At 70.7% G+C, this 11,846-nt stretch carries 10 protein-coding genes; 9 read left to right on the forward strand and 1 reads right to left on the reverse strand.

What is annotated here, in order from left to right:
• Positions 1–7 precede the first annotated feature (7 nt).
• From JHE00_RS18990 to JHE00_RS19005, 4 genes are all read left to right on the forward strand, one after another.
• Positions 8–871 carry a sugar phosphate isomerase/epimerase family protein gene (locus tag JHE00_RS18990; protein WP_200319847.1) on the forward strand — a complete coding sequence of 288 codons (864 nt, stop codon included), beginning with the start codon at positions 8–10 and terminating at the stop codon, positions 869–871.
• Between the two features lie 61 nt (positions 872–932).
• Positions 933–4,544: a ThuA domain-containing protein gene (locus JHE00_RS18995; protein ID WP_200319849.1), complete on the forward strand. Its 3,612-nt coding sequence runs from the start codon at positions 933–935 to the stop codon at positions 4,542–4,544.
• Positions 4,544–5,209 (forward strand): hypothetical protein, encoded by a 666-nt coding sequence (locus JHE00_RS19000; RefSeq protein ID WP_200319851.1) that lies wholly within the window; start codon positions 4,544–4,546, stop codon positions 5,207–5,209. Before JHE00_RS18995 ends, JHE00_RS19000 begins: the two co-directional genes overlap by 1 nt.
• Positions 5,210–5,319: 110 nt before the next feature.
• Positions 5,320–5,511, forward strand: coding sequence for a ferredoxin (locus JHE00_RS19005; RefSeq protein ID WP_200319853.1), 192 nt, complete (start codon positions 5,320–5,322; stop codon positions 5,509–5,511).
• On the opposite strand, the gene JHE00_RS19010 is transcribed toward JHE00_RS19005, so the two are convergent.
• A complete protein-coding gene (locus JHE00_RS19010; RefSeq protein WP_200319856.1) occupies positions 5,492–6,103 on the reverse strand; it encodes a class I SAM-dependent methyltransferase in 612 nt (203 codons plus the stop codon). The genes JHE00_RS19005 and JHE00_RS19010 overlap by 20 nt on opposite strands.
• A gap of 65 nt (positions 6,104–6,168) precedes the next feature.
• Between JHE00_RS19010 and folC the strand changes: the two genes are divergently transcribed.
• From folC to JHE00_RS19035, 5 genes are all read left to right on the forward strand, one after another.
• Positions 6,169–7,644 carry a bifunctional tetrahydrofolate synthase/dihydrofolate synthase gene (gene folC / locus JHE00_RS19015; RefSeq protein ID WP_307832012.1) on the forward strand — a complete coding sequence of 492 codons (1,476 nt, stop codon included), beginning with the start codon at positions 6,169–6,171 and terminating at the stop codon, positions 7,642–7,644.
• Positions 7,641–8,039 carry a DUF4233 domain-containing protein gene (locus tag JHE00_RS19020; protein WP_200319858.1) on the forward strand — a complete coding sequence of 133 codons (399 nt, stop codon included), beginning with the start codon at positions 7,641–7,643 and terminating at the stop codon, positions 8,037–8,039. The genes folC and JHE00_RS19020 overlap by 4 nt, the downstream gene beginning before the upstream one ends.
• Before the next feature lie 64 nt (positions 8,040–8,103).
• Positions 8,104–9,651 (forward strand): alkaline phosphatase D family protein, encoded by a 1,548-nt coding sequence (locus tag JHE00_RS19025; RefSeq protein WP_200319860.1) that lies wholly within the window; start codon positions 8,104–8,106, stop codon positions 9,649–9,651.
• A gap of 55 nt (positions 9,652–9,706) precedes the next feature.
• A complete protein-coding gene (gene ndk / locus JHE00_RS19030) occupies positions 9,707–10,117 on the forward strand; it encodes a nucleoside-diphosphate kinase (protein ID WP_200319862.1) in 411 nt (136 codons plus the stop codon).
• 135 nt (positions 10,118–10,252) lie between these two features.
• Positions 10,253–11,845 carry an alpha/beta hydrolase gene (locus JHE00_RS19035; protein WP_307832013.1) on the forward strand — a complete coding sequence of 531 codons (1,593 nt, stop codon included), beginning with the start codon at positions 10,253–10,255 and terminating at the stop codon, positions 11,843–11,845.
• The last annotated feature ends 1 nt before the right edge of the window (position 11,846 follow it).

Genomic DNA, 11,846 nt, shown 5'->3' on the forward strand with positions numbered 1-11,846 from the left:
GTCGGTGATGCCGGTAATGCACGCGATCGGCGTCAACACGTGGGTGTGGACCTCGCCACTGACCGACGAGTCGCTGGCGGAGCTCGCGCCCAAGGTCGCGGGGGCCGGGTTCGACGTGCTCGAGCTTCCCGTCGAGAACCTGGACGACTGGAAGCCCGCCGACACGGCGACTCTGCTGTCCGACCTCGGGCTCGGCGCCACGATGACACTGGTGATGGCGCCGGGCAGGGAGCTGGTGCGGGCCGACCCGGCGACGATCACCGCCACGCAGGACTACCTGCGCGGCTGTGTCGACCTGGCCGCCGAGATCGGCTCGGCCGTGGTCGCCGGGCCCGCGTACGCCTCGGTCGGCCGCACCTGGCGGATGACCGAGGCCGAGCGGGCGGCGTGTGTCGCCGAACTGCGGGACAACCTCGCCCCGGTCGCCGAGTACGCGGCGGCCGCGGGCGTGGCGGTGGGCGTGGAACCGCTCAACCGCTACGAGACGAGCCTGCTCAACACCGTCGCGCAGACGCTGGAGGCGATCGAGGGCCTGCCCTCGTGCGGGATCGCGCTCGACGTCTACCACCAGAACATCGAGGAGACCGACGTCCCGGCGGCGATCAGGAGTGCCGCCGGGCGCATCGCCCACGTGCAGGTGTGCGGCAACGACCGCGGCACGCCTGGCCGGGACCACCTCGACTGGCCCGCGCTGGTGGCGGCGTTCGGCGACGCGGGCTACACCGGCCCGTTGTGCATCGAGTCGTTCACCTCGCACAACCAGAGCATCGCCACCGCGGCCTCCATCTGGCGGCCGCTGGCCCCGAGCCAGGACGCGCTGGCCTTCGACGGCCTCGCCTTCCTGCGGGAGGTGATAGCAGCCCAGTCCTAGCGGTGGTTTCGACGGCGCCGGCACGCCGTGTCTCCTTCCCTTCCCCATACGTGAGGAACCCATGAGCAGACGCACGACGTTCTTGCCACGGGTCGGCGCCGTGATGTTCGGCGCGCTGCTGACGGCCGGGCTCGCCCCGGCCGTCGCGGCGCAGGCGCAGGAACCCGAGTTCAACGCACTGTTGTTCACCAAGACCGCCGGCTACCGGCACGACTCGATCCCCGCAGGTGTGGCGACGTTCGAGCAACTCGCCGCGGACAACAACTTCACCGTCGACCACACCGAGGACTCAAGCGTCTTCACCGACGCCTCCCTCGCCGAGTACGACGTCGTGATCATGTTCCAGACCTCGGGCATGGTCTGGGAGAACGACGAGCAGCGCCAGGCCATCCAGACCTATGTGGACAACGGCGGCGGCATCGCCGCGGTGCACAACGCGACGGACATGGGCATCGAGAACGAGTTCCCGTGGTGGGATGACCTCGTGAACGCGGGCACCCACATGCCGTCGCACTCGCCAGGCGTGCTGCCCGGCACGGCCTACGTCGCCGACAAGCAGCACCCGTCCACCGCGGGGCTTCCGGAACGCTGGGAGCGCTCGGAGGAGTGGTACAACTTCGACGAGAGCATCCGCGGCAAGGCACACGTGCTCGTGAGCGCCGACGAGCGGACCTACAACCCCGGTGGCGACGCGATGGGCGCCGACCACCCGATCTCCTGGTGCCGCGACGTCGGTACCGCGCGGGTGTGGGCCACGGCGATGGGCCACCCGACGGAGTCCTACAGCGAGCCGGAGTTCGTGCAGCACCTGCTCGGTGGCGTGCGGACCGCGGCCGGCGCTGTGGAGGCCGACTGTGCGGCCACTGTGGACACCGCGTTCGAGAAGGTTCCGCTCGACACCAACACGAGCGCGCCGACCGCGATGGACATCACGCCCGACGGACGCGTGTTCTACACCGAGATCCTCGGTGAGGTCCGGGTGTTCGACCCGGCCACGGGAGCGGTGACGACGGCGCTGGACCTGCCGGTGTACTCCGGTGGTGAGGACGGGCTCGTCGGCATCACGTTCGACCCCGCGTTCGACGAGAACGGCTGGGTCTACCTCTACTACTCGCCGCCGGGCACCGAGGAGTTCAACCGGGTCTCGCGGTTCACGGTGGAGGGCAACACGATCGACCCCGCCTCCGAGTCGAAGGTCCTCGACATCCCCGCGGCGCGGCGTTCCGAGCCCGGCCACACGGGTGGGTACCTGACGTTCGGGCCGAACGGCAACCTCTACATCGGCGTCGGCGACGACACCAACCCGTTCGAGTCGAGCGGGTACACGCCGATCGACGAGCGCGAGGGCAGGGACCTCTTCGACGCGCAGAAGACGTCGGCCAACACCAACGACCTGCGCGGCAAGATCCTGCGGATCCACCCCGAGGCCGAGGGCGGCTACTCGATTCCCGAGGGCAACCTGTTCGCCCCGGGCACCGAGCAGACGCTGCCCGAGATCTACGCGATGGGCTTCCGCAACGCGTTCCGCTTCAGTGTGGACACCGACGGCACGATCTACGCCGCCGACTACGGTCCCGACTCCAGCACCGCCAACCCCAACCGGGGGCCGGACGGCAAGGTGGAGTGGAACATCATCCGCGAGCCGGGCAACTTCGGCTGGCCCTACTGTGTGGGCAACAACATCGCCTACAACGACTACGACTTCGCCACCGGCACCTCCGGTGAGAAGTTCGACTGTGCCAACCCGGTGAACGACTCGCCGAACAACACCGGCCTGACCGAGCTTCCCGCGTCGCAGGAGGCCGAGGTCTGGTACGGCTACGGCGAGTCGGCGGAGTTCCCGGACCTCGCCACTGGTGGCGCCGCGCCGATGGGTGGCCCGGTGTACCGCTTCGACCCCGAGCTCGAGTCGGAGGTCAAGTTCCCCGAGTACTACGACGGCAAGGCGTTCTTCTACGAGTGGGCCCGCAACAAGATCTTCACCTTCGCGCTCGACGAGCAGGGGTCGCTGCTGGACATCGACCCGTGGTACGAGAGCCAGGAGACGCTGGCCCCGATGGACATGCGCTTCGGTGCCGACGGTGCGATGTACCTGCTGGAGTGGGGCGGCGGCTACGGCCGCGACAACCCCGACTCGGGCCTGTACCGCATCGAGCACACGCAGGGCAACCGCAGGCCGGTCGCGCAGGCCACGGCGACGCCGCTGTCGGGTCAGCCGCCGCTGGAGGTCACCTTCTCCAGCGAGGGCTCGCACGACCCGGAGGGCACCGACGTGACCTTCGCGTGGGACTTCGGTGACGGTGGCACGTCCACGGAGCCGAACCCGGTCTACACCTACGCCGAGAAGGGCCAGTACAACGCGCAGCTGACCGTGACCGACGAGACCGGCAAGGAGGGCATCACGAACTTGACGGTGACCGTGGGCAACACGGCGCCGACCGTGGAGCTGGCCACGCCGGCCGACGGCGCGTTCTTCGAGTTCGGCGACCAGGTGCCGTTCTCCGTGAACGTCAGCGATCCCGAGGACGGCGAGATCGACTGCTCCGAGGTCGTGGTGCAACCCGCGCTCGGGCACGACTCGCATGCCCACCCGATCGACCCGATCAACGCCTGTGAGGGCACAATCGAGACCATTGTGGACGATGGGCACGCCGGGGCGAACATCTACTACTCCGTCGACGCCAGCTACACCGACAAGGGTGCCGACGGGGTGCCCGCACTGACCGGGAGGGACACGGTTCTGCTGCAGCCCAAGCACAAGCAGGCCGAGTACTTCAACGACTCCTCGGGCATCCGGATCGTCTCGCAGGACGGCGCCGAGGGCGGCAAGCGCATCGGCGACATCAACGATGGTGACTGGATCTCGTTCAGCCCGGTGAACTTCACCGGGGTCGACGGGGTCTCGCTGCGGGTGTCCGCACCGGACGGTGCGGGCGGAGCGGTGGAGCTGCGCGCGGGCGCCACCGATGGTCCGCTGGTGGCCGAGGTCGACGTGCCGAGCACGGGCGGGTGGGACAACTACGTCTCGCTGCCCGAGGCGCCGGTGACCGACCCGGGTGGCACGACGGAGCTGTTCCTCGTGTTCCGCGGTGACATGGCGGGTCCGTTCGACCTCGACTCGATGACGATCGTGGGCGACGGTGCCGCGGTGCCGGCCGACGAGGAGCCGCCCGCCGTCGAGGTGTCCGGTGTGGAGGACGGAGCGTCCTACGGCGACTCCAGGGACCTCACCGTCGGCTTCGAGGCGACCGACACCGGTTCCGGTGTCGCGAGCACCGAGGCCACGCTGGACGGGCAGGCGCTGGAGAACGGCGCGGTCGTGCCGCTGCACACCCTCGACCTCGGTGAGCACCAGCTCGTGGTGACCGCCACCGACAACGCGGGCAACGTGACGGAGCAGACCGTGACGTTCACCGTGACCACGTCGGTGCGGGATCTGCGGGCGCTCGTCACGCGGTTCACCGACGACGGCCGGATCAACCGGGTGAGCTCGTTCGGGCTGCACGCGACGCTGACGTCGGCGAGCGCGCTCAACGCGTTCGGCAAGTCCAAGGCCGCGGCGCAGGTGATGACGGTCTTCTCCGAGATGGCGAAGCGCAAGGTCGCCGATGCCGAGGTGAAGGCGGTGCTGGTCCGGGACGCCGAGGCGCTCATCGAACGGTGGCGCGGCTGATGGGATCGGCCAAGACGCGCGGGCGGTTGCCGGGCCGCCCCGCGCACCAGCCGGAGTCGCGGCGGGTTCGCCCGCCGTGGCTCCGGCCCCGGGCGCTGGCCGGCGTGGTCGCCGGTGTGCTGCTGGCGGTCGCGGCGGTGCTGGTGCTGCCGAGTGCCTTCGGTGACTCGGGCCCCGATCAGGATCGGGTCGCGGAGCTGCAGGAGCAGGAGCGGCAACGCGACACCGAGCTGACGAGGGACCTGGTCACCAAGGCCGAGCAGTCCAGGGCCGGCGTGACCACGGTGCTCGAGGGCCTCGAGCAGGCCACCGAGTCCGGCTCCGCCACCGCCGACGACGTCGCGCGGTGGCGGGAGGCCGTGCGAGAGGCGGCCGAGCCGTGGGCCGAGCGGCCCTCCGGTGGTACCGAGGTGAACCTGGCTCGCTCGGGCTTCGCCGGGGCGGTCACGGTCGCCGACCGGGCCGTGGAGACCTTCGCGGCCTCGCAGGAGGCCTCCGGCGAGCTGGCCGAGCGCCTTCGGGCGCTGGCGGGGGAGCTGCACCACGACGCCGTCTCGGCGTGGTCGGTGGCGGCGACCCAGCTCGACGTGGCGGGAGTGGCGGCCGGGCTGGGACACGTCCACGTGTTCCTCGCCGGTACCGACCCCCACGGCCACGGGGGCTGAGCGGCAACTGACGAAGGCCATCCCCGGCGGGTCGAACTCCCCGGGGATGGCTTTCACCACTGTGCGGGGCAGGGATGCAGCGACCACCCATGAGGTGGTAGGCAGTAACCGTGATCGAAGCCGACCGTGACCTCTGTATCGGCGCCGGGATGTGCGCGGTGACCGCGCCCGAGGTGTTCGACCAGGACGACGACGGGATCGTGGTGACCCTGGCCGAGCAGCCGGGTCCCGACGACACCGAGCTCGTCCGCGAAGCCGTCCAGCTGTGCCCCGCGGGAGCGCTCAGACTGAGCGGTAGCTGAGCAGGTAGCGCCAGAACAGCAGCGTGCGCACCGTGCTGCCCGGCAGCAGCCGCGCGGCCTCGGTGCGCACGTCCGCCATCGACATGATCCAGTCCCTGACCGGGGCCCTGGGTTCGTCGTCGGCGCCGCCGTTGAGGCGCTCGCCCACGTGGACCAGGAGCCGCGCCGCCACGTTCACGGGAGCGGCGCCGAGCCACGTCGCGTGGTCGGCGGCGGTGCTCGGGGTGGCGAGTCCCAGCACGGCGAGCACGCCGCCCGGAGCCAGTGCCGTCCGTAGCCGCGTCACCGTCTCGAACGGCACGTGGTGCAGCGACGCCAGGCACGTGATGACGTCGTAGCGCCGCTGCGGCAGCTCCGCGGTCGTCACGTCCTCGTGCCGGTAGGTCACCGTGCCGGGCCCCGGTGAGCCGGTCGCGGTGGCGATGCCGATCATCTCGGCCGACGGGTCGATTCCCTCGACGTCCAGACCGTGCGCGGCGAGCCTGCGGGCGAATCGTCCGGAGCCGCAGCCCACGTCGAGCGCGGTGCGCGCGCCCGGCGGCACCAGCCGCACCAGCCGCGGGTGGTAGCGGTCGTTGTGGTTGAAGGGCACGGGCCGAGGCTAGCGAGTGCGGACGTAGACTCGGCTGGTCACACCGAACCACCAGGGAGTAGTGCGTGTCGACCGACGACCAGGAGTTTCCGCCCGAGCTCACCGAGGGCGACAACTTCATCGCCGGGCCGCTGCCGGACGATCCGGAGCCGCCGGAGGTCGACGAGGCCGCGATCGAGCAGCAGGCCCGCCGCGAGCTCATGGCGGTGGAGGCCGAGCTGAACGAGCGCTGGCCCGAGAGCAAGATCGCGCCGTCGCTCACGCGCATCACGACGCTGCTGAACCTGCTCGGCGACCCGCAGACGACCTACCCGGTGATCCACGTCGCCGGCACCAACGGCAAGAGCTCGACCGCCCGCATGATCGAGGCGTTGCTCACCCGCATGGGCCTGCGCGTCGGCCGGTACACGAGCCCTCACCTGCAGATCGTGACCGAGCGGATCAGCATCGACGGCGAGCCGATCTCGGCGGAGAAGTACGTGGACACCTTCCGCGACGTCGCCCCGTTCGTGCGGATGGTCGACAGCGGCGCGGAAGCCGACGGGCCCCTGCTGAGCAAGTTCGAGATCCTCACCGCGATGGCCTTCGCCGCGTTCGCCGACGCGCCCGTGGAGGTCGCGGTGATCGAGACGGGCCTCGGGGGCAGCTGGGACGCCACCAACGTCGCCGACGGGCAGGTCGCGGTGATCACCCCGATCGGCATCGACCACGTCGAGTACCTCGGCGGCGACCGCGCGAGCATCGCGAAGGAGAAGGCGGGCATCATCAAGTCCGGCGCCGTCGCGGTGCTCGCCGAGCAGGAGCCCGACGCCGAGCACGTGCTGCTGGAGCGCACCGTCGAGGTCGACGCCACCGTCGCCAGGTCGGGCAGCGAGTTCGGCGTGCTGGGGCGCGACATCGCCGTCGGCGGTCAGCTGCTGCGCCTGCAGGGTCTCGGCGGCGTGTACGAGGAGGTCTTCCTCCCGCTGCACGGCAAGCACCAGGCCGACAACGCCGCGCTGGCGCTCGCGAGCGTCGAGGCGTTCTTCGGCGCGGGCAAGGAGCGCCAGCTCGTGCAGGACGCCGTGCGCGAGGCGTTCGCCGAGGTGCAGACGCCGGGCAGGCTCGAGCGCGTGCGTGCCGCGCCCGCCGTGCTGATCGACGCCGCCCACAACCCGCACGGCGCCGCCGCGCTGGCCAAGACCATCGACGAGGAGTTCGCGTTCCGCAGGCTCGCCGCCGTGGTCGGGGTGCTGGCGGACAAGGACGTTCGCGGGATCCTGGAGGCGCTGGAGCCCGTGGTCGCCGAGATCGTGGTGACCCGCAACGGTTCCGAGCGCGCGATGCCACTGGAGGACCTCGTTCAGCTCGCGACGCTCGTCTTCGGCGAGGAGCGCGTGCGGGCCGAGGCCGTGCTCGACACCGCGATCGAGACCGCGATCGGGCTCGTGGAACAGACCGACGATCCCGAGGAACCCCTCGCCGGGGGCGGAGTACTGGTCACCGGCTCGGTGGTCACCGCGGGTGAGGCGCGTACGTTGTTCGGCAGGGAGCCGGTATGAGCGAGCACGACGAGCAGACCCCGAAGCCGCCCGCGAAGGACCCGATGAAGGGTTTCCGCGGCGTGCAGGCCGGCACACTGATCCTCGAGGCGATCGTGGTGGCGCTGGCGCTGCCCGTCGTGGCGACGCTCGGCAACGGCATCACGAGCTTCCAGGGCTGGACGATCATGGCGATCACGGTGGCGCTCGTGGTGTGCTGCGGCCTGCTGCGCAAGCCGTGGACGATCTGGGTGATCCTCGCGCTGCACGCCGGGCTGATCGCGTTCGTGGTGAGCCTGCCCGCGGTGGCGATCGTCGGGGTGCTGTTCCTCGCGGTGTGGCTGTGGCTGATGTGGCTGCGCCGGGACGTCGCCATCCGCATGGCGCAGGGTCGTTTGCCCAGCCAGCAGGCGTAAGGCGTTCACCGGCAGGCAAGCTGGCGTTCGTCCCGGCGCCCAGGTGGCCGGATAGAAGTGCGGCATGACCGAACAGACTTCCTTCCACCGCCGTGGCGTGCTCAAGGCCGGACTGGCCGGTGCGGGCGTGCTCGCGACCGGCGTCCTGGGCTCCGGCTCCGCGGCCGCGTTCGTCCGCAGGGACCGCCCCGTGCTGACCCACGGTGTGCAGTCCGGCGACGTCACCAGCCACTCCGCGGTCGTGTGGACCCGCGCCGACCGTCCCTCGCGCATGCTGGTCGAGGTCTCGGCCGACCCGTCGTTCCGGCGCGCCCGTCGCATGCGCGGCCCGGTGCTGGGCCCGCGGACCGGTGGCACCGGCAAGCTGCGGATCCCCGGCCTGCGTCCCGGCACGGAGCTGCACTACCGCGTCACCGCGGAGGACCTCGACGGCCGCGCCACCAGCGAGCCGGTCCTCGGCCGGTTCGGTACCGCCCCGCTCGGACGTTCCGACGTGCGCCTGGTGTGGTCCGGTGACGTCGCGGGACAGGGCTGGGGCATCAACCCCGACATCGGAGGCATGACGGCCTACGCGGCGATGGCGGCGCGGCGCCCCGATCTGTTCCTGCACAGCGGCGACACGGTCTACGCCGACGGCCCGATGACCGAGACCGTGACGCTGCCCGACGGCCGCGTCTGGCGCAACCTCATGACGCCCGAGAAGACCAAGGTCGCGGAGACGCTCGACGAGTACCGGGGCCAGTTCGCCTACAACCTGCTCGACGAGAACGTGCGCGCGTTCAACGCCGCCGTGCCGAGCTACGTGCAGTGGGACGACCACGAGGTGACCAACAACTGGTACCCCGGCGAGATCCTGGACCTGCCCGAGTACACCGAGAAGCGGGTGGACGTGCTGGCCCGCAGGGGATTCCAGGCGTTCCACGAGTGGCACCCGATCGACGCGAGGGCCGCCGTCGACGGCCGCGTGTACCGCAGCTTCTCGCACGGCAGGCACGCCGAGATCTTCGTGCTGGACATGCGCAGCTACAAGGACGCCAACACCTCCGACAAGTCCGAGCCGGGCCACGTGCTCGGGCAGCGGCAGGCCAACTGGCTCGTCCGCGAGCTGGCGCGCAGCACGGCGACGTGGAAGATCGTGCAGGCCGACCTGCCGATCGGGCTCATCGTGCCGGACGGCGACGACATCGAGGGCGTCGCGAACGGGCTGCCGGGCGCGCCGGGCGGCAGGGAGACCGAACTGGCCTGGGTGCTGCGGGAGATCGCGCGCAGGCGGGTGCGCAACGTCGTGTGGCTGACCGCTGACGTGCACTACACCGCCGCGCACCACTACTCGCCGGAGCGCGCGTCCTACACCGACTTCGAGCCGTTCTGGGAGTTCGTGTCCGGCCCGCTGCACGCGGGTGCGTTCGGCCCCAACACCCTCGACCCGACGTTCGGCCCGAAGGCGGAGTTCGTGCACGCACCGCCGGTGGCGAACACGTCGCCGATGGACGGTTTCCAGCACTTCGGCGAGGTCAACATCGACGGCGCGAGCGGAGACCTGACGGTCGATCTGCGCGACGGCGCGGGCGCCTCGCTGTGGTCGAAGACCCTGCACCCGGAGCGCAGGTGACCGGGCCGCTAGGCTGCCAGCACCGTTTTCGCAGTTGACAAAGGAGTAACACCCCGTGAGTGAGCGCACGCTGGTTCTGGTCAAGCCCGATGGCGTCAAGCGGGGCCTCGTCGGCGAGGTGATCTCGCGCATCGAGCGCAAGGGGCTCACCCTCGCCGCCATGGACCTGCGCGTCGTCGAGCGCTCGGTGGCCGAGGAGCACTACGCCGAGCACAAGGACAAGCCGTTCTTCGGTGAGCTGCTGGAGTTCATCACCTCCGGCCCGCTGGTGGCCATCGCCGTCGAGGGCCCCCGCGCCATCCCGGCGTTCCGCCAGCTCGCAGGCGGCACCGACCCGGTGGAGAAGGCGACGCCCGGCACGATCCGTGGCGACTTCGCCCTCGAGACCCAGTTCAACCTGGTGCACGGCTCCGACGCCCCGGAGTCCGCCGAGCGCGAGCTGAAGCTCTGGTTCCCCGACCTCTGAGCCACCCATTTCCCGAAAGACCCTCGGTGACCGTCGTGTCGCCGGGGGTCTTTCGCATTCCTGGCGTGCTGGTTGCTCTTTTCGATACCGTCGGGCGCGTGACCGGTATTTGATCTCTGTAAGGGGCTGGGGGACGTGAAACGTTTACGAGTGTTCGGAGTCGCCGGCTCGCTGCTGCTGGCGGCGGGGCTGGTGACGGCGGGACAGGCGAGCGCGCAGCCGCAACGGGAGGTGCTGGGCACCAACGGCGCCCCGGTGCCCGAGCTGGCGTGGGGCCCGTGTGCGGAGGGCCAGGCCAAGGGATACGAGTGCGCCGAGGTCGAGGTGCCGCTGTCGTACCGCGATCCGGACGGCAAGACCATCACGCTGGCACTGGGCAAGCTGCCCGCGAAGGACCAGGAGAACAAGCTCGGCACGATCTTCTTCAACCCTGGCGGGCCCGGTGGCTCCGGCCGCTTCGCGCCGGAGCTGACGCCCGAGCTGCACGAGCGCTTCGACATCGTGGGCTTCGACCCGAGGGGTATCGCCGCGAGCACGCCGCTGCGCTGCTTCGACGACCCCGCGCAGGGTGAGCTGCTGGCAGGCGAGTTCCCGGCGACCCCGGAGCAGACGCACCAGCGCATCACCGACACCGCGAAGGGCACCGAGCTGTGCGAGCAGAACGCGGGTGAGCTCATCGGCCACATGTCCACCGCCAACGTCGCGAGGGACATGGACCTGCTGCGCCAGGCGCTCGGTGAGGAACAGACGTCGTACTACGGCATCTCCTACGGCAGCCACCTCGGCACCGTCTACGCCAACCTGTTCCCCGACAAGGTCGGCGCGGTCGCGATCGACGCCGTGCTGGATCCCGTGGAGTGGACGACGGGGGAGCGGCCGGGCGACCGGTTCACGCCGTTCAGCTACCGGCTCGGCAGCCACGACGGGGCGCAGCGTTCGCTGGAGACCTTCCTGGACGCCTGCCAGGCCGACGAGCGCTGTGCGTTCCGCGAGCCCGGCCGTGACCTGGGCGAGAAGTACGACGCGATCCTGGAGACCCTGCGTGAGGGCCCGCTTGAGATCGCGCCGCCGGACAAGCCCGAGCCGTTCGAGGTGACCTACCAGATGGCGGTCTCCTCGACGATGGGCGCGCTCTACGACGCCGCGAACTCGTCCTCGCTGGCCGAGTTCCTCCAGGCGCTCGACGACGCGAGCGATCCCGGGTTGAGCACGCGCAGCGCGCCGGTGGCCGAGCTCCCGCCGTCCGCGCCGACACCGGGTTACCAGGACGGGGCAACCTACATGGGGCCGGAGCAGGGCGCCGGGGTGTTCTGCGCCGACACCGACAATCCCGGTAACCCGTGGGCGTGGCCGGTGCACGCGCGCAAGGCCGATCGCGAGGCTCCGGGCTTCGGGTCCCAGTGGACGTGGCTGTCGCTGCCGTGCGCCTCGTGGCCGGCGTCCGATCCGGACCGCTACGCCGGACCGTGGGACAAGCAGACCGCCAACCCGGTGCTCGTCGTGGGCAACAGCCTCGGTGACCCGGCGACCCCGTACGACGACGCCGTGAGCACCTCGAAGCGGCTCGGCGACGCGCGGCTGCTGTCGCTGGAGAGCTTCGGCCACGGCGCCAGGGGCAACAGCGAGTGCATCGACTCCGCGCTGGACGCCTACTTCATCGACGGCGCACTGCCGGAGGAAGGCACGGTCTGCCAGCCGGATCGCGCACCGTTCGATCCCGTGTCCTGAC

This window comes from Prauserella cavernicola (assembly GCF_016595675.1).
GTDB lineage: Bacteria > Actinomycetota > Actinomycetes > Mycobacteriales > Pseudonocardiaceae > Prauserella_A > Prauserella_A cavernicola.

Bases quoted from the DNA above. Each gene is read 5' to 3' on its own strand.
- JHE00_RS18990 (WP_200319847.1), top strand. From the start codon at position 8: ATGCCGGTAATGCACGCGATCGGCGTCAACACGTGGGTGTGGACCTCG.
- JHE00_RS18995 (WP_200319849.1), top strand. From the start codon at position 933: ATGAGCAGACGCACGACGTTCTTGCCACGGGTCGGCGCCGTGATGTTC.
- JHE00_RS19000 (WP_200319851.1), top strand. From the start codon at position 4,544: ATGGGATCGGCCAAGACGCGCGGGCGGTTGCCGGGCCGCCCCGCGCAC.
- JHE00_RS19020 (WP_200319858.1), top strand. From the start codon at position 7,641: ATGAGCGAGCACGACGAGCAGACCCCGAAGCCGCCCGCGAAGGACCCG.
- JHE00_RS19025 (WP_200319860.1), top strand. From the start codon at position 8,104: ATGACCGAACAGACTTCCTTCCACCGCCGTGGCGTGCTCAAGGCCGGA.